This is a genomic window from Gordonia sp. ABKF26 (assembly GCF_041103195.1).
Lineage (GTDB): Bacteria > Actinomycetota > Actinomycetes > Mycobacteriales > Mycobacteriaceae > Gordonia > Gordonia terrae.
Genome location: NZ_JBGCVZ010000003.1, coordinates 697,398 through 720,379 on the forward strand (window position 1 = coordinate 697,398; position 22,982 = coordinate 720,379).

Annotated in this window: 19 protein-coding genes; 8 read left to right on the plus strand and 11 right to left on the minus strand. The window is 68.6% G+C overall.

What is annotated here, in order from left to right:
• The first annotated feature begins 2 nt into the window (after positions 1 to 2).
• Positions 3 to 1,265 (plus strand): acyl-CoA dehydrogenase family protein, encoded by a 1,263-nt coding sequence (locus AB4Z55_RS03740; protein WP_239402925.1) that lies wholly within the window; start codon positions 3 to 5, stop codon positions 1,263 to 1,265.
• Positions 1,266 to 1,648: 383 nt separating this feature from the next.
• Here the strand turns inward: AB4Z55_RS03740 and AB4Z55_RS03745 are convergent, their stop codons facing one another.
• From AB4Z55_RS03745 to AB4Z55_RS03755, 3 genes are read right to left on the minus strand one after another with little or no spacing between them, the layout of a single operon-like run.
• Complete coding sequence (locus AB4Z55_RS03745; RefSeq protein ID WP_369519169.1) at positions 1,649 to 2,719, minus strand: acyl-CoA dehydrogenase family protein; 1,071 nt, start codon at positions 2,717 to 2,719, stop codon at positions 1,649 to 1,651.
• Between the two features lie 10 nt (positions 2,720 to 2,729).
• Complete coding sequence (locus AB4Z55_RS03750; RefSeq protein ID WP_369519170.1) at positions 2,730 to 5,273, minus strand: putative PEP-binding protein; 2,544 nt, start codon at positions 5,271 to 5,273, stop codon at positions 2,730 to 2,732.
• Positions 5,270 to 5,896, minus strand: a complete 627-nt coding sequence (locus tag AB4Z55_RS03755) for a hypothetical protein (RefSeq protein WP_064571432.1) — start codon at positions 5,894 to 5,896, stop codon at positions 5,270 to 5,272. The genes AB4Z55_RS03750 and AB4Z55_RS03755 overlap by 4 nt, the downstream gene beginning before the upstream one ends.
• Before the next feature lie 264 nt (positions 5,897 to 6,160).
• On the opposite strand from AB4Z55_RS03755, the gene AB4Z55_RS03760 reads away from it, so the two are divergent.
• Together AB4Z55_RS03760 and AB4Z55_RS03765 are read left to right on the plus strand one after the other, a co-directional pair.
• The gene (locus tag AB4Z55_RS03760; RefSeq protein WP_369519171.1) at positions 6,161 to 7,621 is read left to right on the plus strand and encodes an aldehyde dehydrogenase family protein; all 1,461 of its coding nucleotides are present in this window, start codon (positions 6,161 to 6,163) and stop codon (positions 7,619 to 7,621) included.
• 29 nt (positions 7,622 to 7,650) lie between these two features.
• Complete coding sequence (locus AB4Z55_RS03765; protein WP_064571436.1) at positions 7,651 to 8,139, plus strand: nuclear transport factor 2 family protein; 489 nt, start codon at positions 7,651 to 7,653, stop codon at positions 8,137 to 8,139.
• Between the two features lie 11 nt (positions 8,140 to 8,150).
• On the opposite strand, the gene AB4Z55_RS03770 is transcribed toward AB4Z55_RS03765, so the two are convergent.
• Complete coding sequence (locus AB4Z55_RS03770; protein ID WP_004020500.1) at positions 8,151 to 8,669, minus strand: VOC family protein; 519 nt, start codon at positions 8,667 to 8,669, stop codon at positions 8,151 to 8,153.
• 92 nt (positions 8,670 to 8,761) lie between these two features.
• On the opposite strand from AB4Z55_RS03770, the gene AB4Z55_RS03775 reads away from it, so the two are divergent.
• The 3 genes from AB4Z55_RS03775 to AB4Z55_RS03785 are packed head-to-tail and all read left to right on the plus strand — an operon-like array spanning position 8,762 to position 11,684.
• Positions 8,762 to 9,652, plus strand: a complete 891-nt coding sequence (locus AB4Z55_RS03775) for a sugar phosphate isomerase/epimerase family protein (RefSeq protein ID WP_369519172.1) — start codon at positions 8,762 to 8,764, stop codon at positions 9,650 to 9,652.
• A complete protein-coding gene (locus tag AB4Z55_RS03780) occupies positions 9,649 to 10,626 on the plus strand; it encodes a TIGR03621 family F420-dependent LLM class oxidoreductase (RefSeq protein WP_369519173.1) in 978 nt (325 codons plus the stop codon). Before AB4Z55_RS03775 ends, AB4Z55_RS03780 begins: the two co-directional genes overlap by 4 nt.
• 8 nt (positions 10,627 to 10,634) lie before the next feature.
• Positions 10,635 to 11,684 carry a zinc-binding dehydrogenase gene (locus AB4Z55_RS03785; protein ID WP_369519174.1) on the plus strand — a complete coding sequence of 350 codons (1,050 nt, stop codon included), beginning with the start codon at positions 10,635 to 10,637 and terminating at the stop codon, positions 11,682 to 11,684.
• Between the two features lie 10 nt (positions 11,685 to 11,694).
• On the opposite strand, the gene AB4Z55_RS03790 is transcribed toward AB4Z55_RS03785, so the two are convergent.
• Genes AB4Z55_RS03790 through AB4Z55_RS03805 form a run of 4 tightly spaced genes read right to left on the minus strand, consistent with a single transcriptional unit; the run spans position 11,695 to position 16,269 of the window.
• Positions 11,695 to 12,465 (minus strand): SDR family NAD(P)-dependent oxidoreductase, encoded by a 771-nt coding sequence (locus tag AB4Z55_RS03790; protein ID WP_239402462.1) that lies wholly within the window; start codon positions 12,463 to 12,465, stop codon positions 11,695 to 11,697.
• Complete coding sequence (locus tag AB4Z55_RS03795; protein WP_369519175.1) at positions 12,462 to 13,565, minus strand: zinc-binding dehydrogenase; 1,104 nt, start codon at positions 13,563 to 13,565, stop codon at positions 12,462 to 12,464. The genes AB4Z55_RS03790 and AB4Z55_RS03795 overlap by 4 nt, the downstream gene beginning before the upstream one ends.
• Positions 13,562 to 14,518, minus strand: a complete 957-nt coding sequence (locus tag AB4Z55_RS03800) for a TIGR03619 family F420-dependent LLM class oxidoreductase (RefSeq protein WP_369519176.1) — start codon at positions 14,516 to 14,518, stop codon at positions 13,562 to 13,564. Before AB4Z55_RS03800 ends, AB4Z55_RS03795 begins: the two co-directional genes overlap by 4 nt.
• Positions 14,518 to 16,269, minus strand: a complete 1,752-nt coding sequence (locus AB4Z55_RS03805) for a PEP-utilizing enzyme (RefSeq protein ID WP_369519177.1) — start codon at positions 16,267 to 16,269, stop codon at positions 14,518 to 14,520. Before AB4Z55_RS03805 ends, AB4Z55_RS03800 begins: the two co-directional genes overlap by 1 nt.
• 256 nt (positions 16,270 to 16,525) lie before the next feature.
• On the opposite strand from AB4Z55_RS03805, the gene AB4Z55_RS03810 reads away from it, so the two are divergent.
• On the plus strand, positions 16,526 to 19,915 hold the full coding sequence (locus AB4Z55_RS03810) for a pyruvate carboxylase (protein WP_369519178.1): 3,390 nt from the start codon (positions 16,526 to 16,528) through the stop codon (positions 19,913 to 19,915).
• A gap of 23 nt (positions 19,916 to 19,938) precedes the next feature.
• On the opposite strand, the gene AB4Z55_RS03815 is transcribed toward AB4Z55_RS03810, so the two are convergent.
• Entirely contained in the window at positions 19,939 to 20,439 is a 501-nt protein-coding gene (locus AB4Z55_RS03815; RefSeq protein WP_354562017.1) for a nuclear transport factor 2 family protein, read from the minus strand.
• A 142-nt stretch (positions 20,440 to 20,581) separates the two neighbouring features.
• Here AB4Z55_RS03815 and AB4Z55_RS03820 point away from each other — a divergent pair, with 142 nt between their 5' ends.
• Positions 20,582 to 21,172 carry a helix-turn-helix domain-containing protein gene (locus AB4Z55_RS03820; RefSeq protein ID WP_354562016.1) on the plus strand — a complete coding sequence of 197 codons (591 nt, stop codon included), beginning with the start codon at positions 20,582 to 20,584 and terminating at the stop codon, positions 21,170 to 21,172.
• A 67-nt stretch (positions 21,173 to 21,239) separates the two neighbouring features.
• Here the strand turns inward: AB4Z55_RS03820 and AB4Z55_RS03825 are convergent, their stop codons facing one another.
• Together AB4Z55_RS03825 and AB4Z55_RS03830 are read right to left on the minus strand one after the other, a co-directional pair.
• Entirely contained in the window at positions 21,240 to 21,899 is a 660-nt protein-coding gene (locus AB4Z55_RS03825; protein WP_354562014.1) for a GntR family transcriptional regulator, read from the minus strand.
• Positions 21,900 to 21,994: 95 nt separating this feature from the next.
• Complete coding sequence (locus tag AB4Z55_RS03830; RefSeq protein ID WP_239402455.1) at positions 21,995 to 22,981, minus strand: transketolase family protein; 987 nt, start codon at positions 22,979 to 22,981, stop codon at positions 21,995 to 21,997.
• Position 22,982 lies beyond the last annotated feature (1 nt).

Sequence of the window (22,982 nt, forward strand, 5' to 3'; positions counted from 1 at the left end):
CGATGTCGGCACCCGCACTGTCGACCACGGACCCGGGTGGGTCGGACCTCGCGGTGTTCCGCACGGAGGTTCGCGAATGGCTCTCCGGGATCGCGGCACCCAAGTCGGCAACCCCGTCGGGGCCCGCCGATCTCGCGGTCTTCCGCAACCTGTCCGACGACGAGGAACGTCGGCTGCTCGACGCGGCGAGAGAGTACCGGCGCAAGCGCTACGACGCCGGATACGGCGCGCTGACGCTCGCCGCCGAGCACGGTGGGCGGGGCCTGCCCGCGTCGTATGCGTCGGAGGTGGCCCGCGCCGAACTCGAGTTCGACGTGCCCCCGTCGACCGAACTGATCAGTGTCACCACCGGACTGGTCGGTCCCGCGGTCGCGATGTTCGGCACCGACGAACAGCGCGAGGCGTACGCGCGACCTCTGCTGCGGACCGACCTCCTGGCCTGTCAGCTGTTCAGTGAACCGGGCGCCGGTTCCGACCTGGCCTCCCTGTCCTGCCGGGCCGTGCGCGACGGCGACGGCTGGCGCATCGACGGTCAGAAGGTCTGGTCCTCGGGCGCACGCTTCGCGGATCTCGGCATGTTGCTCGCCCGGACCGACCCCGATCTGCCGAAACACAAGGGCATCACCGCGTTCCTGATCCCGCTGGACGCGCCCGGTGTCGAGATCCGGCCGATTCGACAGATGAGCGGCGGGGCGTCGTTCAACGAGGTCTTCCTGAACGACGTCCGTATCCCGGACTCCGCGCGTCTCGGTGACATCGGCCAGGGGTGGAAGATCGCCGGTGCGACACTGTCTTTCGAGCGGACCGCGTCCGGATCGGTCACCCGCAAGAAGGGCGGCTCGGTCGACGAACTGGTCGGACTGGCGCAACAGGTCGGGGCGGCCGGGGATCCGGTCGTCCGCCAGCAGCTCGCCGACGTCTACATCCGGGCGGAACTGCGTAAGGCCACTGCGGATCGGGTGGCGCGGGCCGCCGCCGCCGGCCGGTCACCCGGTCCCGCTGCTTCCGTCGGCAAGTTGATGGCGTCCGATGTTCTCGTGAAGATCGGTGAGATCGCCGCGGATCTGCTGGGCAACGACATCGCGGTGGCGACCGACCCGAGTCGGTTCGCGTGGACCGAACACCTGCTCGGCAGCCCCGGGTACCGACTCGCGGGTGGTACCGACCAGATCCAGCGCAACATCATCGGTGAACGGGTGCTCGGCCTGCCGCCGGAACCCCGTGCGGACAAGGACCGTCCGTTCTCGGCCCGCGACCGGCGCTGAGGTGGGCGCTGCTCGAAGAGCAACCCCCGCTCCCTGATCCGAAAGAACCACACACCCTCTGCTCCCTGATCCGAAAGAAGCGACCCCCCCTCTGCTCCCTGATCCGAAAGAAGTGACCCCCCTCTGCTCTCTGATCCGAAAGAAGCGACCCCCCTCTGCTCCCTGATCCGAAAGAAGTGACCCCCCTCTGCTCCCTGATCCGAAAGAAGTGACCCCCCTCTGCTCCCTGAGGTGCGAGGAGCGATAGCGACGAGCCTCGAAGGGCCTGGTGAGATACCTCGCGAGCCCTTCGAGGCTCGCTTCGCTCGCACCTCAGGGAGCATTGGGGTTTGTCGCTCGCACCTCAGGGAGAAGTGGGGCTTCGCTCGCACCTCCAGGGGGCATCACCAACCCAACGTCAGGGCGATCCGCTCCCGGTGAAAAGTACTGGTACCGAACAGCTGTGCGTCGGCACGAGCCCGGCGGAAGTACAGATGTGAGTCGTGTTCCCAGGTGAAGCCGATGCCGCCGTGCAGCTGGAGGGCCTCGGCGGTGACCGTGCGGTAGCTGTCGGCACACCAGGCGCGGGCCAGGGAGGCCGCCTCGGCGAGGTCGGCGGAGTCGAGGGCGCGCGTGACAGCCGACCGGGACGACTCGACCAGCACCAGCAGGTCTGCGAGCGTGTGCTTCACGGCCTGGAAACTGCCGATCGCGCGGTCGAACTGCCTGCGCTCCTTGACGTAGTCGACCGTCCGGTCGAGGCTGCGCTGCGCCCCGCCGAGTTGCTCGGCTGCCAGGACCAGGCACGTGACGTCGAGCGCCGCCACGATCGCCGACTCCGGCGAGCCCGCCACCGGGAGTCGACGCGCAGGCACCCCGGACAGCGTCACCGCGGCGTGTGCCCGGGACAGGTCGAGGGTGGGCAGCGGGGTGAGCGACACTCCGGGAACCGTTGCGTCGCAGAGAAACAGTGCGACACCGGTGTCGGTTCGTGCCGCCACGACCAGCCAAGCCGCACCCGCAGCACCCAGCACCGAGGTCGCGACACCACTGATCGTCTGCTCCCCGGAGCCGGCATCGACGGCGAATGCGATGTCGTCGGCATCGAACCAGCCGTGCCGGTCGAGGCCGACGAAGGCTGCCGGTGCACCTTCGGCGATCCGCGCCAGCGCGTCGTCGGCGCCACCGGACCGGATGAGCACCTGCGAAGCCAGCACCGTCGACAGGAAGGGGACGGGCATCACGCCGGCGCCCAGTTCCTCGGCCACGACGAGGAGCTCGGGCAGACCACCGAGTCCACCGCACTCCTCGGGCAGTCCGAGGGCGGCGACACCGATCTGCTCGGCGAGCAGCGACCACGAGCGTCCATCCCAGCCCGGGCCGTCCGGCGCCAGGTCACGACACACCGACGGTCCGCCCAGGGAATCGACGGCGTCGCGGACCGCCGATCTCAGGTCGTCGAGTTCGGTTGTCATGGTGAACCTCTCAGTCAGCGGTCAGCACCGCACGGGCGGCGGCCAGACGGGCCACCGGGACCCGTCGAGGTGAGCACGACACATAGTGCAGGCCGACCGAGTTCAGGAAGTCGATCGACGACGGGTCACCGCCGTGCTCACCGCACACCCCGAGTTTGATGTCGGGTTTGGTACTGCGGGCGAGCAACACCGCCCGGGACACGAGGGCGCCGACCCCGTCGGGGTCGAGGACCGCGAACGGACTGTCGGAGAGCAGGCCGTGCTCGAGATAGTGCGTCAGCATGGACTTCTCGACGTCGTCGCGCGAGAAGCCGTAGGTGAGCTGGGTGAGGTCGTTGGTGCCGAAGGACAGGAAGTCGGCGTCCTCGGCGAGTGACCCGGCGAGGAGCGCCGCGCGTGGCGTCTCGACCATGCTGCCCACCTTGTAGGGCACCATCACCCCGGTGTCGGCGGTCACCGCGGCCGCCGCCTCGTGCACCTGCGCGATCGCGCGCAAGAGCTCGCCCGGCAGCGACACCAGTGGGATCATGACCTCCAACTGCGGGGTCAATCCGTCGGCGTGCACGCTGACCCAGGCGCGGAACAGCGCCTCTGCCTGAGCGGGATACAGATGCTTCTGAACCATCGCGAACCGCACGCCGCGGAGACCGAGCATCGGATTGGACTCGTGAGCGTCGGCGGCACGTCGCGCCTGCGCCTCGTCGCGGTAGTCGCCGTCGGCGGGAAGGAACTCGTGGAGTGGCGCGTCGAGCAGCCGGACGGTGATGGGCCGGTCCCCGACGACGCGCAGCAGCTCGGTGAAGTCGGCCTGCTGCGCGGCGGTCAGGGCCGCGATGGCGTCGAGTTCCTCGGCGTCGGATTCCGCGAGCACGAGTCGCTGGACGAGCGGTAGCTGGTCGCCCAGGAACTGATGCTCGGTGCGGCACAGGCCGATTCCCTCGGCGCCCAGGCGGAACGCGGTCGCTGCGTCCTCGGCGTTGTCGGCATTGGCGCGCACTCCGAGACGGCGGATGTCGTCGGCCCAGCCGAGCAACCGGTCGAGCTCGGCCGAGGGTTCGGCGGGGCGGATGGTGACCGCGCCGCGGTAGACGTGACCGGTGCGTCCGTTGAGGGACACCACCTCACCCTCGGTGAGTGTCAGGTCACCGTTCGTCACCGTCCCGGCCGCACGATCGATGCGCAGGTCGGTGGCGCCGCAGACCGCCGGACGCCCGGCGCCTCGCGCGACGACGGCCGCATGCGACGCCAGTCCGCCGTTCGAGGTCAGGACCGCGGTGGCCGCGAGAAGTGCGGGGACGTCGGCCGGGCTGGTCTCGGAAGCCACCAGGATCACGTTGCGGCCCTGCGCAGCCCACTGCAGCGCGGTGTCGGCGCCGAGTGCGATCTCGCCGGTCGCCGCGCCCGGCGACGCGGGCAGGCCACGCGCGACGAGCTGTTCGCCACCGGTCAGCTTGATCTGCGGATGGAGGAGGTCCTGCATCAGGTCCGGGTCGAGCATCGCGACGGCCTCGCGACGGCCGATGGCATGGTCGTTGACGAGATCGACGGCGAGAGTGGTGATCGCCCGGGGTCCGGGGTGTTCGACAGCACCAGCACTGAGCAGTGCCAGCTGGCGGTCGCGAACCTCGAACTCGACCTGCGCGACGCCGCGCAGATGAGGTTCGAGTGTGGCGAAGATCTGGTCGAGGATGGCCGTGCCACCGGGCATCGCGCCCAGCGGCTCACCGGGGCCGGGCTCGGGATCGGTGCGGCGGACGCCGAGGTGGAACACCCCACTCGGGGAGTACTTGCCGGTCTCGAGGTCACGGCTGACCGCCGATCCATAGCCCGACTCGTTCCATGAACCCAGACGAAGGGCGCGGAGGTGAAGCGCGATGCCGAGATCGTCGGGAAGCGACAACGCCTTGCGCGCCCGTTGCCCGCGCGGTGACGCCCACCGGGTCAGCATCGCCTTGGCGGCGAGCCCGAGCTGTTCGGCCGGGTCGGCCGGGAAGGCGACCCCCGTCGCGTCCACGATGAGATCGAGCAGAGCCGGAACGCGTGCGCGGCTGTCGGAATGATCGTCGACCACGTCGTCGAGGTCGTCGGCGTCGACGCCGAGTGCGTTCTCCGCGATGAACCGGAGCGTCTCGGCCCACGAGTCGTAGATGTCGCGATCACGGCCGATCACGTCGACGAGGGCGTCGACGTTGCGCGGGGACAATCCGATCACCGAGATGGCCGGCGGGAGAGCCGACACCGGCACCGCCGCACTGCATCTCAGGTGCATCAGCATGGGGCGCCGCTCGGTGCGGACGGCGGGCCAGATGCCGCGAACGGCGAGCTTCTCCAACAGGTCGATGGCGACCCCGGCGGTCTCGCGGTTGGCGAGCTCTTCGCCCGCCCCGACCGGGATCGTCAGGCCGGGCACGACCGGGAGGCCGAGACCGACGAGGTTGTCCATCTCGACCCCGTGGACGCCGAGTTCCGCCGCGCCGAGACCACGTGCCCGTCCCTGACCGTGGGGTACCGCGATCCGGGTGAGGGTGTGCACCGCGCTGTCGGAGAGGGTCATCCGGCCGCGCCCGCGACGAGCTCCTCTTCGAGGGCCTCGTCCTGTGCGCGGGTGAGGCCGAGCAGCATGAGCACGTGCTGATGCAGCCACATCCACACGGTGTGATAGCCGTCGGTGAGCGGAGAGGTGAGGGACGCGGTGTCCCCGTCGTCGAAGCGTTCGAGCGCGACGCGGAGACGGTCGCGGTGGTCGAGCAGCTCGGGGGCGGCCTTGCCCGAGCGACGCAGGAGCTTGGACACCTCGGTGTGGATGTCGTCGAGCTGGTCTCGGATCCGGGCGTCGTACTGCGCGTCGGAGTGGTCGTTCGCGGACCCGTCGGGCCGGCACTGCCACGCGGTGCACAGCTCGCGGAGCCTGCGGTTGACCGGGAGGAACGCGCGCAAGAAGTCCATCATCGCCTGCTCCTGATCGCCACCCTCGGGGAGTCGGACAAGCCGACCGGCCTCGGCGATGCCGGCGGGAGTCGGCATCACCATGGGCCCCTTCGCGACGGCATGACCCGCGTCGATGACCTCCTGCATCACAGGATTCACCGGACCCCGGTACATGCCCTTGATCACGAGCCCCACCAGCTCGTCCGTTGCGGTCGTCGGTGCCGAGAGGTTGATCGCCAGGTCGTTCATGATGCTCCTGCAGACGAAGATCGGGTCCCGGGCCGGGACGGGGCTGATACCGGTGCGTTGTGACAGGACGGCGCGACCGCCGGTGTTGTGACGCTGCTCATAAGTTACCCAAATAGTAGTTCATGTCAAGAAAGTTGGCCAAACTGTGAACAGAGTTAGGGTGGAGGTTACTTACTTGACACCGCATACGCTTAGGGCGCTACTGTCGTCGATGTGATCGCCACCACTGTCGAGAGTACGGGTGGCAGGAAGGGGTCCGGCGGGATGACCAGCACGAACGAGGCCACGACGGTCGAGGACCGGGACGAGCTGTACATCGGCGGCAAGTGGGTGCCGTCGGTCTCGGAGGCGCGGATCGAGGTGCGCGAGGCCGCGACCGGCGCGACGCTGGCGCATGTGCCCGACGGCGACACCGCCGACTGTGACGACGCGGTGGAGGCGGCGGCCGTCGCGTTCGATTCGTGGTCGACGGTTCCGGTCCCCGAACGAGCCGCGATCCTCCGCACGTTCGCCGACGAGCTCGCGGCACGCGAAGACCAGCTCGCGACGATGATGACGCGGGAGGTGGGCACACCCATCGGTCGCTCGCGGAGCGTGCAGGTGGGCCTCGGGGTCACTGTCTTCCGGACCATGGCCGACGCCCTCGAGGCGCTGCCCCTCGAAGAGCGCCGGGGCAACTCCCGGATTCTCCGCGTGCCGGCCGGGGTCGTCGGTGCGATCACCCCGTGGAACTATCCGCTCTATCAACTCGCGGCCAAGGTCGCGCCTGCGCTCGCGGCCGGTTGCACGGCGGTCGTCAAACCGAGCAGCGTGGCGCCGCTCGCGGCCTTCGTCGTCGCCGACATCGCCGACGCCATCGGTCTGCCGGCCGGTGTGCTGAACGTGGTGTCCGGTCCGGGGCGGACGGTGGGGCAGCGGCTGGCCACCAATCCGGGAGTTGACCTCGTGAGCCTGACCGGATCGACGGGCGCGGGCGCGAAGGTTGCCGAGCTGGCTGCAACCGGAATCAAGAAAGTCACCCTCGAGTTGGGCGGCAAGTCGGCGTTCATCGTGGCGCCGGGCGCCGATCTCGACACGGCTTTGGCGGCCGCGGTCCGCGGCTGCTTCGTCAACAACGGGCAGACATGTGCCGCCACGACCCGGCTGATCGTCGCCCGCGACGACATCGCCGCGGTCGAGGAGCGCCTGGCCGAGCTCGTCGGCGCGATGACCGTCGGCGACCCCCTCGACCCCTCGAACGACGTCGGCCCGATGGCGTCGGCGGCCCAGCAACGGGTCGTCCTCGGATTCCTCGACTCGCTGCCGAACGGCGCGCGGGTTCTGGTCGGCGGACCGGGCGAGGTCCCGGGTCTCGACGACAGCCTGTCCGGCGGCTACTTCGTGCGGCCGACCGTGGTGAGCGGCGTCGACAATTCCGCGGACATCGCCCGCGAGGAGGTCTTCGGCCCGGTGTTGACCGTGCTCGAGTACTCGGGCGTGAACGAGGCGGTGGCGATCGCGAACGACTCCGACTACGGGCTGTCGGGTGCGGTGTTCGCGGCCGACGACGACGCGGCCGTGTCGATCGCGCGCCGGCTGCGGACCGGGCAGGTGGCGATCAACGGAGGTCGATTCAACCCGATGGCTCCGTTCGGGGGCATGAAGAAGTCGGGCATCGGCCGTGAGCTCGGGCCCGACGGCCTCGAAGAGTACTTCGAGAAGATCTCGCTGCAGATGCCCGCCTAGTGCGCACACCACAGGAAAAGGACTCACCCATGACCTCTGATCACGAGGCGCTGACGTCTCTGCTGGCGCGTTTCGCGCGGGGCATCGACCTGCGCGACTGGGCGCTGTACCGCTCGGTGTTCACCGACGAGATCGACATCGACTATTCCAGTTACCGCGCGGGCAACGCCGGCCGCTTCCGTGCCGACGACTGGGTCCAGCGTGGTCGCATGCTGTTCCCCGGGCTGGCCGCATCCCAGCACTTCCTGTCCAACTTCGACATAGACGTGGACTCGAATTCCGGCACGGGCCGGGTGGTGACCTACGTGCGGGCCGAACACGTGCTGCCGAACACCGCGGGCGACGCCGTGTTCACGATCGGCGGCTACTACACCGACGATGTGGTTCGCGTGAATGGTGAGTGGCGGATCTGTACCAAACGCCTCACCGTCCTGTGGAATTCGGGTAACCCACAGGTGCTGACCATGGCCCGTGAACGCGCGGCCGAACTGCTCGAGGTCGAGGCTGCGGCTGTCTAGAGCGCGGTCTCTCAGAAGTCCCGCACGGCTCGACGCCCGTCCCACCCGTTCGCGGCCGCGGCGACCTTCGCGTACAGCGCGACGATCGACGCCGCCGGCTCGTAGATCTCCACGAGATGGCCGAACTCGGCGCGAGTGTCGTGGAATGCGAACGAGTTTCCGCTGGGCGTCGTCGCGGTCAGCAGTGCGGGGTGCCCGAGTTCGGTGAGCCGCGCCTGCTCATCGTCGAATGAGGGCACCAGTGTTGCCACGTGATGGACCCGCCCTCGTCCGGAGGTGGTTGCCGCGAACTCTGCCGGTGCCGCCGAGTGGACTTCGACGAGCTCGACCTGAACGGCGCCCCACTGGCCGTAGGCCGACGAATGATCGAACTCGCCTCCCTCGCCTGCGGGCCCGTGGGCGACCTCGATGATGTTGCGACGCAGGAAGAACGGGCCGGCGCCGGTCCGTGCCGAGAAGCGCTGTGCAGCGGTGGCGACATCGTCGACCACGTAGGCGATCTGTGCGATCGCGCCGAGGGTGGGGGACATGAGGACTCCTCGTCGAGGTGGACAGCAGAACGGCGAACGCTAGTATGATCCATGTAACACTAGTCAAAATAAAGTAACTAGGAGGTGCCGCGATGAGCGTGAACCCGGTCGTCTCGCTCGCGTCGTTGTCGGCGCTCGCGGTCCCGCCGCCGAGGTTCGTCGAGTACGCCGCGGCCGGCGGATTCGACGCGGTCGGTGTGCGGGTGTCCGACCGGTCGGGCGGACGCGGACACCAGCTCGCCGAGGGGTCGCGCCTCCTCGCCGACACTCTGCTCGCACTCGACGATCACGGTCTCGAGGTGCTCGATGTCGAGGTGGTCAAACTGCATCCGGGATCGTCCCGAAGTGACTGGGGGTCGGTCTTGTTCGCGGGCGCGGCCCTGGGAGCGCGCTTCGTGATCGCCACCGTGCTCGACGACGATCGCAACCGGGCCGCGGACAATCTCGCCGCGCTGTCCGATGCGGCTGCCGATCACGGTCTGCGTTGTTGTCTCGAACCCATGGTCTTCACCGCGGTACGCGACCTCCGTACCGGCCGGACGATGATCGAGCAGGCCTCGGCGAGGTCGTCGTCGGCCGGGCTCCTCCTCGATGCGCTGCACTGGTCGCGTGCGGGTGGCGATGTGACCGAACTCGAGGCCGGCGTCCGCAACGAGCGGATTCCCTACTGGCAGTTGTGCGATGCCCGCGTCACCGGGCCGGCGCGTAGCGACAACGCCGCCATCGCCGAAGCGCGTGGGAATCGACTGGCGCCTGGTGCGGGCGCGTTGCCGCTGCTGCGACTCGCAAGCATCCTCGGACCCGACATGCCGGTCAGCGTGGAGGTCCCGTCCGCACGCGGCGACGCGGATCCCCGCCGATGGGCGATGGAGCTCGGTTCGGCGACGCGTCGGCTGCTCTCCAGAGTGCCGGCGGGCACACCTCTGACGACAACAGCACCAGCCGCAGTCGCCGACCCCGACGATACGAAAGTCCCCTCATGACAACGCATGTGAAGAAACCCTTCCGCTTCGCCGCGCAGGTGTACCGATCGGGCACCGGTGCCCAATGGCGTGAGACCGCCAAGAAGGCCGAGGCGCTGGGGTACTCGGCCCTCCACGTCTCGGACCACTACATCGGTCCGGGTCCCGCGCTCGATCCCACTGCGCATCGTCCGGTCACCCTCGCTCCGATCGCGAGCATGGCCATCGCGGCGGAGGTGACCGACGACCTGGTGGTCGGGTGTCGGATGTTCTGCACCAGCTACCACGAACCGGTGGTTCTCGCGAAAGAGGCTGCGACCCTGGCGATGTTCGCGCCGGGGCGGATCGAGGTGGGTCTCGGTGCGGGATGGCTGGGCGCCGAGTACGAGGCGATGGGTGTGCCGTTCCCGTCTGCCGGTGAGCGGATCGACCGGCTCGCCGCGACCGTCGAACTGTGTCGGCAGCAGTTCGCCGGCGAGACCATCGACGTCGACCGGGGCGGTGTGCGGGCCACCGGCTTCGAGCCGCTGCCGGTGCCGGAGACGGTGCCGCCCATCATGATCGGTGGTGGTGCTCGGCGGGTCCTGACCCTGGCAGGGGCGACCGCCGACATCGTCAGCATCAACTTCAACAACCGTTCCGGAAAGCTCGGTTCGGACAGTGTGGCGACGTCCACGGTCGACGAGACCCACAAGAAGCTCGAATGGGTCCGGGCCGGGGCGGGCGACCGGATGCCACAGATCGAGCTGGAGACCGGCGCCTACTTCGTGGCCATCGAGGGCGCCACGGACGTCACCGAGGAATCGTTGCTCGAGCGCACCGGCTTCACCTCCACCGAACTGCGGTCGTTCCCGCACGCCCTCGTCGGATCGGTCGAGGACATCTGCCAGCAGTTGGAACAACGCCGGGAGGAATTCGGTTTCTCCTATTTCACGATCGGTGATCGCGCGTTCGAGGAGTTCGCCCCGGTCGTCGAACGCATGACAGGAAAGTGAGACAACGAATGACGGCCACGGCAGGGTCTGCCCGCTACGTCCACGTGCCCGAGCCGGGAGTGCTCGAGACGACCCCGGAGACCGATGCGGAGCCCGGCGCAGGCGAGGTCATCGTCGACATCGGATTCTGCGGTATCTGCGCCACCGACACCCACGGCTACCAGTCGGCGGGCCTGCCGCCTGCGGTGTTCGGACACGAGTGGATGGGCACGGTGGCGGCGGTGGGTTCCGGTGTCACGCACCTGCGGCCCGGGCAACGGGTGATCGCCGGGGTCGGCCCCGCATGCGGCATCTGTGCCCAGTGCCGTGCCGGGCACGCCGACAACTGCGATCTCGCGTTCGCAGAGGCCAACGGCATCTCGCCGGGCGCGGCGGCACACGGCGGGTTCGCGGATCGCCTGCGGGTCTCGGCGCGACGTGCGATCCCGGTACCCGAGGCCCTGTCGGATGTCGAGGCCGCTCTGATGGAGCCGGCCACGGTCACCTATCACGCAGTGCGGAGGGCGCGGGTGCCGCTGGGTGCGACCGTGGTGATCCAGGGCGCGGGACCCATCGGTCTGCTCACCGCCCAGCACGCACGAGCGGCCGGCGCGGGCCGGATCCTCGTGTCCGAACCGTCTCCCGCACGACGAGAGGCCGCGACCGCGCTCGGGTTCACCGACGTCCTGGCCCCGGAGAGCCTCGGCGACCGACTGACCGAGCTGACCGACAGTCTCGGAGCCGATATCGTCTTCGAATGCTCGGGCGTGGCGTCGCTGCTGCAGCCGAGTGCGGAACTCGTCCGACGCGGCGGGACGCTGGCGTTGCTCGGCTATCCGGGGACCGACTCCTCGGTGAGTTACGGGGATTGGCAGAGCCGCGAACTCACCGTGATCGGATCGCTCGCCTACACGCACTCGGACTTCATCGGTGCCATGACCCTGGTGGCGGAGGGGCGGATCGATCTGGCGTCGCTGCACACCGGCACCATCGGCCTCGGCGACCTCGAATCGATGTTCGCCGAACTCGATTCGGGCCGCAGCTCGCACACGAAGGTACTCGTCGATCCACGTCGTTGAGTCGGAGCGGTCAGACGGGCACGTCCACGCGGGGCGGGACCGTCTGACCGCTTCCGCAGGTGGCCCCGCCGTCCACCGGGATCGTCGTACCGGTGACGAACGAGGCCAGTGGAGAGGCGAGGAAGGCGATGACCTCGGCGACCTCATCGGCGGTTCCCCATCGTTGCAGCGGCACCATGCGTCGTAGTGACTCATAGCGCTCGGGGGTGTTCACCGCGATCCGCCGCGTCATGCCGGTCTCGATGGGGCCGGGGCACACGGTGTTGACGCGGATGCGGTCGCCGGCGAGGTCGATGGCCAGGGACCTCGCGAGGTTCACCACGCCGGCCTTGGCCGCCGCATAGGGCCACCGGTTCGGTTCACCGCCGAGGGCTGTCGCCGACGCCGTCACCACGACCGAACCTCCCCCGCTCCGACGAAAGGCCGGAATCGACTCGCGCACACCGAGAACCACCGACCGCAGGTTCACGTCGAGGGATCGGTCGAAGACGTCGAGGTCGAGGGTTTCGATCGACCCGGAGGCCGGCACCCCGGCGTTGAGGATGAGCGCGTCGAGACGGCCGAACCTCTGCTCGGCGGTCTCGACGGCATGCCGGTTGTCGTCGGCAGACGTGACGTCCCCGACGACAGGGACGATCTGCGGATGGTCGTCGAACCGGGCGAGGGCCTCCGCGGAGGTGTCCACCGCCACGACGGAACCGCCGCGTTCGACGAGCAGTTCGGTCACGGCCCGTCCGATACCCGACCCGGCGCCGGTGACGACCGCGACGGAGTCGCTCACGCGGAGCCCATCTCGATGATCGCGCGGCCGACGATCTCGCCGCGGGCCAGCGCCTGGTAGGCCTCGTCCACCTGGTCGAGGCGGTAACGACGGGTGATCACCCGCTCGGGTTCGACGATCCCGCCGGCCACCATGCGCAGCAGGGCGGGCATGTCCCGGCGAGCCTTGGCGCCGTACGAACCGCGGATCTGCAGGCTGCGCCGGACGAGCCGGGCCAGGTCGATCTCGCCCGGCGAACCGGCGGGTGCGATGCCGACGACGACGGCGCGACCGCCGTCGTCGAGGATGTCGAGTGCGGTCGCGAACGTGCTCGGGTGTCCCAGTGCCTCGAACGCGACGTCGACACCGTGGCCGTCGGTCAGCGCGCGGACCTCCTCGACGACGTCGGTGTCGCGCGAGTTGACCGTGTGGGTGGCACCGAGCGCCGCCACGGCCTTCAGCTTGTCGTCGTTGACGTCGATCGCGATGATCTGCGCGACGCCCGCGGCGGCGGCGAACTGCACGATCGAGGAACCCACACCGCCGGCCGCCACGACGGCGATCCGGTCGGCCAGGTGTAGTTCGGCGTTGTTGACCGCGCCGAGTGCGGTGAACGAACTGCACCCGAGGATCGACACCTCACCGAGTCCGACGCCGTCGGGGACGACGAAGGCGTCCGAGGCGGGGACCACGCAGTATTCGGCCAGTCCGCCCATCGAGTACATGGCCAGCGGGCTGCCGTCGTCGCGCTGGAGGCGGGTCTCGCCGTCGTAGAGCGTCCCGTTGAGACGGTTGTGCGCGAAGAACTTCTCGCAGAGATCGTCCATTCCACGCGCACAGTGCCGACACTCGCCGCACGGCATGATGAAGCTGCAGACGACGCGATCGCCGACGGCCAGCGTGTCGACGCCGTCGCCGAGCGCTTCGACCACACCGGACACCTCGTGCCCGAGGACCGCCGGGGCCGGGAATCGCACCTCGGACTTCAGCACGTGCAGGTCGGTGTGGCAGACCCCGCATGCGGTGACCTTGAGCAGGATCTCACCGCGGCGCGGCGTCGGACGCGGGATCTCCTCGACGGTCAGTGTCGGCGAATCGCCCTCGAAGACGGCGGCTTTCATGATGCGTTCTCCTTCTGCTCCCCGGCGGCCGGGCCGGTCGCGTCGTTTGCGAGCCGGATCAGCGGCGCGAGTCGTTCGGGCATCGCGGCCCAGTCGTCCGACGACCGGATGTCGTCGGAGAAATTGCATTCGATGATGAAGTGGTCGGCACCCACAGCGAGCGCGGTCTCGATGTCGGCGGCGACGCCGTCAAGTCCCTGCCCTCCCGAACCCACCGGGTCGGTGGGGCGCTGGAGGTAGGAACGCAGGTACAACCGCACCGGCGCCCGGTCGGCCGGACGCTGTGCGGCCATGGCGTCGAGCTGTTGGCGCAGTGCGTCGACCGTTCCGCTGCTGGGGTTCCAGATGTCGAAAAGTGCTGCCGTGCGGGCGAGACCACGTTCCGAGCGTAACCCGGACAGCAGCGGCGGGTGGGGAGTCTGGACCGGTTTCGGGCGCACCGTCGACCGTGGGATCTCGAAGAAGTCGCCGGAGAACTCCACGGGGTCGGGACCCCAGCACGCCTGGACGGCGCGTACCAACTCGTCCATCCGACGCCCGCGGGTACGGGGGTCGACGTCCATCAGACGATGCTCCTCGTCGGACCAGCCGACGCCGAGCCCGGCGACGAGGCGTCCGCCGGAGAGCACATCGAGGGTGGCCAACCGCTGGGCGAGCTCGACGGGCCGGTGATACCCGGCGACCAGGATGCTGCTGCCGATCAGGGCTCGCTCCGTGCAGGCGGCGACGAAGGCCATCAATTCGGTGGCCCCGAGCACCGACCGGTAGGCCGGGTGCACCGAGGTGGTGTGGCGGCCGCCGTAGACGGAGCTGTTCTGCTCGGAGTAGAAGAGGTGTTCCTGCGCCCACAGACCGGTGAAGCCGAGTTCCTCGGCGGCCACCGAGAAGTCGCGCACCGCCGCGACATCGACGTGTTCACCGAGCTGGGGGAGTGCGAGGCCGACGGTGGGCATCAGAGGATCGTGACCTGGCCGGTGGTGCCGTCGACCTCGATCATCGCGCCGTCCGGGATGCGGGCGGTGGCGTCCTGCACCGATACGGCACAGGGGATTCCGAGTTCGCGGCACACGATGGAAGAGTGCGTGATGGTGGCGCCGACGTTGACGACGACCCCGCCCGCGAACACGAAAAGCGGTGTCCACGCCGGGTCCGTCTGCGGCGCGACCAGGATGTCACCCTCCTCCAGCTGTTCGGCCTCATAGGGGTCGTGCAGGATGCGGGCGCGTCCACGCGCCACCCCGGGAGCGCCGCCGACGCCGGTGAGGACGTCGCCGGGAACCGCAGGCTCCACCCGCTGCCCGGTGCGGCGGGGCCACTGCGACAGCGGAAGCGGTTCGAAGAGGAAGAACGGGGGTTGCAGATCGAACAGCGCGAGATACTGGTCCCGACGCTCTGTGATGGTGGCGGAGAAGGACTCCGGGTCGGCGACGAACTGCTCGAGTTCGTCGTCGACGATCATCGTGATGTCGTGGTGGTCGTCCATCACGCCGCGCTCGACCATCCGCGAACCGAGTTCGTAGAGCGCGCCGCGCATCTCGCCCATGATCTTGACGCAGGCGGTCTTGGTCCGCTCGCGCCAGGGCATGAACTTGGTGATCGACTTCGCCGCGTTCAGGAACGCCGTCTTCGTCTCCGCGTCGGGCATCTTCTCGGCGAGCTCGGCGGTGAGTGCGACGCGCTTCTCCTGATTGCGGCGGAGGATGAGTTCGGGATCGGCCTCGGCCGGGCTGTTGCGCATTCCATTGATCGCCATCAGGGCGAGAACGGGTTTCGTCTCCCAGCTGTCGGAACGGATGTCCCATTCGTTGGGTGCGCGGGACCCGTACCGGTGGAGGAAGTCGTCGAACTGGTCCCGGAACTCCTTGGCGTCGGCGGACTCGCTGGACGCGATGGTCTCGAGCACCGACGACAGCCCGGCGTCGAAGATCTCGGTCAGTTCGGCCGAGCCCGCAACGAGGCGTCCGAGCTTCCACATCGCGTACGACGGTGCGGCCGAGTCGACACCGCCCAGCCCGCTGAGCAGGTCACCCAGCTTGTCGGCCTCGCCGATGCTCGCGAGCAGTTCGCCGGCGACGGCCGGGCCCATCGTCGACAGCGTCGTGGTGACGGGGTGGTAGGCGTAGCAGTAGATGAGGTCGGGCAGCAGCGACCTCGCGTGCTCGACGAGTTCGGCGTCGGACAGGGAAGCGAAGTCGGGGCGCTGCTCACGTGCGGCGTCGGCGCGGCGCTTGGCCTCCTCCGCCTCCGGGAAGGTGTCGGTGGTGAGCGCCCAGGCGGTCTTCTCGGCGAGGCCCGCGGTCAGTTCGGCGTTCTCGTCGCCGGGCTTGGGCTGGTACTCGGGGATGTCGGGGTGATCGCCGACCCACAGGCTGTTCCACACGGGCACAGTCAGCCCCGGGAGGCGGGCGCCGTTCAGTTCGGTCATCGAGAAGTTCGTGTAGTGATAGCCGCCGAAGTTGCCGATGATCTCCGGCATGACCTCGTCGATCTCCTCCGGCAGGTGCGTGCCGAGGTGCTTGGTGTAACCCTCGCGCCACCCGATGTTGAGGCCCTTGTTCCAGACCATCGTGACGTTCAGGGGACTCGACGGGTCCGGAAGGACCTCGCCCGCATTGGCCCGGGTGTAGACGGGGTAGCGGCTGCTGAACTCCCAGTCGGTGATCCAGCGGTCGATGTCGACCGGTCCCGCAGGCTGATCACTCATGGTTCCTCCTCGATCGAGGTGACGAGATGTGTATGTCAAGTCACACTATAGAAAGCTGACGCTGATGGAAACATGTACACAGATATTTCGCAGCTGTTTGGACGCATGAGTCGCGCGTACACGCTCGATCAGTAACTTGACGGTGTATCTAGTATGGTGCGTGCAGACCCCGGAGATCTGGGTCACAGACTTCCCGGCGCCGCCCGTCCTTCCACGTGGTTCTCCCCGGCGCATCCGGTGACAGAAAGGAAAACCCATGTTCGAGAAGGTGCTGGTGGCGAATCGGGGCGAGATCGCGGTGCGGGCGTTCCGCGCGGCGGTCGAACTCGGTGCGACGACCGTCGCTGTCTACCCCCACGAGGATCGCAACTCGGTGCACCGGGCGAAGGCGTTCGAATCCTACGAGATCGGTGAGCGCGGACATCCCGTACGCGCCTACCTCTCGGTCGACGAGGTGGTCCGCACCGCGGTCGCAGCCGGCGCCGACGCCGTCTACCCGGGGTACGGCTTCATGTCCGAGAATCCCGCTCTGGCGCGCGCGTGTGCGGCTCAGGGGATCACGTTCGTCGGGCCGTCCGCCGACGTACTGGAGCTGGCGGGCGACAAGTCGCGGGCCGTGGCCGCCGCCGCGGAGGCGGGCCTGCCGGTGCTGGCCTCCTCGGCGCCGTCGAGTGATGTGGACCAGTTGATGGGCGCGGGCGAGGAGATCGGGTTCCCCCTGTTCGTCAAGGCGGTGGCCGGCGGGGGTGGTCGGGGCATGCGCCGGGTCGACCGGCCCGAGGGGCTCCGCGCGGCGATCGAGGCCGCATCGCGGGAGGCGACAACGGCCTTCGGCGACGGAACGGTGTTCCTGGAGCGCGCGGTGGTCGACGCCCGGCACATCGAGGTGCAGATCCTGGCCGACGCCGCGGGCGAGGTCATCCACCTGTACGAGCGGGACTGCTCGCTGCAACGGCGCCATCAGAAGGTCGTCGAGGTGGCGCCGGCGCCCCGGCTCGACCCCGAAGTCCGGGACCGGATCTGCTCCGACGCGGTCGCTTTCGCCCGTCACATCGGCTACACCTGCGCCGGCACGGTGGAATTCCTGCTCGGTGCCGACGGCCGCCACGTCTTCATCGAGATGAACCCGCGAATCCAGGTGGAGCACACGATCACCGAGGAGATCACCGACGTCGACCTCGTTGCGGCCCAGATGCAGATCGCATCGGGCGCGACTCTCGCGGACCTCGGGCTCGCCCAGGAGTCGATCGAGATCCGCGGAGCCGCCGTGCAGTGCCGGATCACCACCGAGGATGTCACCGACGGATTCCGGCCCGACACCGGCCGGATCACCGCCTACCGCACCCCGGGCGGCTCGGGGGTGCGACTCGACGGCAGCGTCGGACTCGGCTCCGAGATCGGTTCACACTTCGACTCGATGCTGGTGAAACTGACCTGCCGCGGGCGGGATCTCGCCACCGCCAGGGCGCGCGCCCAACGGGCGATCGCCGAGTTCCGGGTGCGCGGAGTCGCCACCAACATCCCGTTCCTGCAGGCGGTCCTGGCCGACGAGGACTTCGGCGAATGGCGGGTGACCACGTCGTTCATCGAGTCCCGGCCGGACCTCCTCGACCAGCATGCGTCGGCCGACCGCGGCACCCGAATCCTCCGCTACCTCGCCGACATCACGGTGAACCGGCCCAACGGCGAGCGTCCCTCGACGGTGTATCCCTCCGACAAGCTGCCGGTCGTCGACCTGTCGGTCACCCCGCCGGAAGGATCCCGCGACCGCCTGCGCCGACTGGGGCCCGAGGCCTTCGCCGCGGAACTGCGCGCGTCGAACGCTCTGGCTTTGACCGACACCACCTTTCGGGACGCCCACCAGTCGCTGCTGGCCACCCGTGTCCGCACCCGGGACCTGCTGACGGTCGCTCCGTACGTCGCGCGGATGACCCCGCAGCTGTGGTCGGTCGAGGCGTGGGGCGGCGCCACCTTCGACGTCGCACTGCGGTTCCTGAAGGAGGACCCCTGGGAGCGTCTGGCCGCCCTCCGGGAAGAGATGCCCAACATCTGTCTGCAGATGCTGCTGCGCGGCAAGAACACGGTGGGCTACACGCCCTATCCCCAGCAGGTCAGCGATGCGTTCGTCCGAGAGGCGGCAGTCACCGGCGTCGACGTCTTCCGGATCTTCGACGCCCTGAACAACGTCGACGCGATGCGCCCGGCGATCGACGCGGTGCGCGAGACGGGGACCGGCGTCGCGGAGGTCGCGATGTCCTACACGGGCGATCTCGGTGATCCGGGCGAGACCCTGTACACGCTGGACTACTACCTCGCCCTGGCCGAGCGGATCGTCGAGGCGGGTGCCCATGTGCTGGCCGTCAAGGACATGGCCGGCCTGCTACGCCCCGCCGCCGCAGCAACGTTGGTGCGCGCGTTGCGGTCTCGATTCGACCTACCGGTACATCTGCACACGCACGACACCGCAGGCGGCCAGCTCGCGACGTACCTCGCGGCGTGGGAGGCCGGCGTCGACGCCGTGGACGGGGCCAGCGCCCCTCTCGCCGGGACGACCAGTCAACCTCCGCTGTCGGCGATCGTCGCCGCGACCCGGCACACCGACCGCGACACGGGGATCGACCTCGGTGCGACGTGCGCGCTGGAACCGTACTGGGCCGCGGTCCGGGCCGCGTACGCGCCGTTCGACACCGGCCTGCCTGCGCCGACGGGTCGGGTCTATGCACACGAGATCCCCGGCGGCCAGCTCTCCAACCTACGGCAACAGGCACTGGCCCTGGGGCTGGCGGACAGGTTCGAGGACGTCGAGGCCGCCTATGCCGGTGCCGACGCCGCCCTGGGCCGGCTCATCAAGGTGACGCCCTCGTCGAAGGTCGTGGGCGACCTGGCGCTCGCGCTCGTCGGGGCCGGTGCGAGCGCCGCGGAGTTCGCCGCCGACCCCACGGCCTACGACATCCCGGACTCGGTCCTCGAGTTCCTGCGCGGAGACCTGGGCGAACCGGCGGGCGGTTGGCCGGAGCCGCTGCGCACGCGCGCGTTGGAGGGCCGCGCACAGCCGCGTCCGGCGCAGGAACTCACCGACGACGACCTCGGGGCTCTCGCCGGGACGTCGGCGCAACGCCGCGGCGCCCTGAACCGGTTGCTCTTCCCGGCGCCGGATCGCGAATACCTCGAGCATCGGCGGACTTTCGGTGACACCTCGCGCCTGTCGACGAACCAGTTCTTCTACGGACTCCGCCAGGACGAGGAGCACCGCGTCGAACTGGAGAAGGGCGTCGAGCTGCTCATCGGGCTCGAGGCGATCTCCGATGCGGACGAGTCGGGGATGCGCAACGTGCTGTGCATCCTCAACGGACAGCTTCGGCCGGTGCGGGTTCGGGATCGGTCCGTGGAGTCGACGACACGGGCGGCGGAGAAGGCCGACCGCAGCGATCCGGGACACCTCGCCGCGCCCTTCGCGGGCGTGGTGACGCTCGCCGTGAAGGAAGGCGACGAGCTACGACGCGGCGAGCCGGTCGGGACCATCGAGGCCATGAAGATGGAGGCGACGATCACCGCACCGTGTTCCGGTGTGGTGCAACGGGTCACGGTGTCGGGCTCGGCCGAGGTCGAGGGTGGTGACCTGCTCCTGACGCTGGCCGCCTCCTGATACCCGCCCGCGCTGCCCCGTGGTCAGAGGCCGAGGTCGGACAAGCTCGGGTGATCGGCGGGGCGCGGTGCATTGCGGTCCCAGAAGAACTTTCGCTCACCGGCGTCGATGCGCACGTCATTGATGCTCGCGTGCCGGTGGGTCATCAGGCCATGTTCGTTGTACAGCCAGTTCTCGTTGCCGTAGGCGCGAAACCACTGGCCCGAATCGTCGTGGTACTCGTAGGCGAAGCGGACGGCGATGCGCTCGTCGCTGTGCGCCCACAGCTCTTTGATGAGTCGGTACTCGTGCTCGCGGTCCCACTTGTCGCTCAGGAACTCGATGATCTGATCCCGGCCGGTCACGAAGACCGAGCGATTTCGCCAGACGCTGTCGACGGAGTATCCCTGCGCCACGATCTGTGGATCCCGGCTGTTCCAGGCGTCCTCGGCGAGCCGGGCCTTCGTGGCGGCCGACTCGTCGGTGAACGGTGGGACCGGCGGCTTCGTGGTGGTTGTCGTGGAGGTCGAGACGGATGAGCTCATGGTCGTTTCCTGTCGAAGTCCGTGTGGGGGGTGTCCTGCTCCTGTAGACGAACCTGTCTACAGGACAAGACCGTAGGCCATGTAGACAGACTTGTCCACCCGGGCGCTGGAGACTGTGGACAGATCTGTCTACGATGGTGGCGTGAGTATCGCCGAGACACTGGATCCGGACATCGATGTGCCGACCCTCCCGGCTCGGGAACGGATACTGGCCACCGCGTACCGGCTGTTCTATCGCGACGGCATCCGGGCGACCGGCATCGACAAGGTGATCGCCGAGGCGGGGGTCACCAAGGTGACCTTCTATCGACACTTTCCGAGTAAGGACGCACTGATCCTGGCTTTTCTGGATCTGCGACATCGGCGCTGGATGGAGTGGTTCGTCGGCGCGCTCGACCGTCATGCTGCCGGCAATCGTCGCCGCCCCGCGGTGGTGTCGGCGATCGAGGAGTGGCTCACCGCGGACTCTTTCCGCGGTTGCGCTTTCATCAACAGCGTCAACGAGATCGGGGCCGATCTACCCGAGGTGTATGCCGTCACCGCTCGCCACAAGGCAGATATGGTCGCGGCCATCAAAGCGACTCTTCCGCCAGGTGCGAACCGCAACCGGACAGCACAAGCCCTCGGAGTGGCGGTCGACGGCGCAGTCGTGCAAGCGCAGTGGCACCGCGACGCCACCGCCGCGGTGAAAGGCCTGGCGACGATCGCCTCGACGCTGCTGCAGCCGGCGTGATCGGCTGAGGGGCGCGATGCGCCTCAGGATCTCGAGGTAGGGCTGACGGTCCGCACCGGTGGCCCGGTCACCGCACCAGGTTGTCCGCCGCCCAGTTCATGTGATCGGCAACCGTCTGTCGGGCCGCCACCGTGTCTCCGCTGTCGATCGCGTCGACCACCGCCATGTGGCGATCGGTGTCCATGTTGCCGAGCGCTCGATCAGTCCCGGCGTACATGATCGACATCCGGATCGAACCCTCGAGCGAGGTCCACGAGTGCACGAGCGTCTCGTTGCCGGTGAGGCGGCACATCGTGCGGTGGAAGTCGAGGTCGGCCTCGATTCGCTCGTCGAGATTGTCGGCTCCCGCACTGGCCATGCGCGACAGGGTTTCTCGCAGTTCTTCTGCGACGAGACCCCGATCGGACCGGGCGGCGAGCTGGACGGCTGCGAGTTCCTCGAGCGCGGCGCGGACCGCGAAGATGTCGCGGATCTCTTTCTGATCGAGGCTGCGCACGGAGAGCCGGCCGCGCGGGCCCGACACCACCAGGCCCTCCTGTTGTAGCTGACGCATCGCCTCGCGCAGCGTCCCGCGACTGATACCCAGGCGCTCGGACAACTCGGTCTCGACGAGGGAGCTGCGGGGCCGGAGCTCCCCCCTGGTGATGGCGGTACGCAGAGCTGCGACGGCCTGCTCCCGCAGATTGGTCCGCTGCAGACCCAGCAGGGCGCCCTTCTGGTCTGCCATCACCGTCCTCCTGTCGACAACAAGGGTGTTGACTGCTGTTTGTTGACATGAGTGTACGTGCATGGCGTGCCCAGAAGGGCGATGGCGGTCGTCGGTCAGAGTTCGGCGAGAACGCGTGCCTCGATGCTGGCGGTGGACAGGCCGTACCGGTGGTGCAGGGTCGGCAGCGCGCCGGCGTCGAGGAACTCGTCGGGCAACGCGATGGCCCCGACCTGGACGCCCAGTCCGCGCTCGACGATCGCCGAGGCGACGGTCTCGAACAACCCACCCACGCGCGTGTGGTTCTCCAGCGTGTAGGCGCGGCGACCCTTCGCCAGTTCCCCGAGCACGGTCTCGGAGTCGAACGGTTTGATGGTCGGCGTGTGGACGACGCTCACGTCCACGTTGTGCCGTTCGAGCTGTTCGGCGGCTTGCAATGCACGCATGGTCATCAACCCCGAGGAGATGAACACGACGTCGTTGCCGGGACGAAGCACCTTGGCCTTGCCGAGTTCGAAGGTGTAATCGTACTCGTCGAGAACGGTGGCCACCTTGCCGCGCAGCAGGCGGAGATACGACGGCCCGGGCGCCGCCGCCAGTTGCGGGACGGCCTGTTCCAGGTCGACCGAGTCACACGGGTCGACGATCGTCAGGTTCGGCATGCCGCGAAAGATCGCCATGTCCTCGGTGGCCTGATGACTCGGACCGTAACCCGTTGTGAGGCCGGGTAATCCGCCGACGATGTTGACGTTCAGGTTCGGCTCGGCGATGTCCAAGCACAGGAAGTCGTAGGCGCGGCGTGCGGCGAAGACCGAGTAGGTCGACGCGAACGGGATGAGTCCTGTCTCGGCCATACCGGCCGCGGCGCCGAACAGGAGTTGCTCGGCCATGCCCATCTGGAAGAAGCGGTCCGGCATCGCCTGGGCGAGGATGTGCATGTCGGTGTACTTGGCGAGGTCGGCACTGAGGCCGACGATCCGCGGGTCGGCCTCCGCGGCGCGGACGAGCGCATGGCCGAACGGCGCCGTGACGGTGCGCTGGCCGGGGTCGACGAACGAGGCGATCATCGCCGAGGTCTTGAGTTTCGGTGCGGTGGTGGTCATG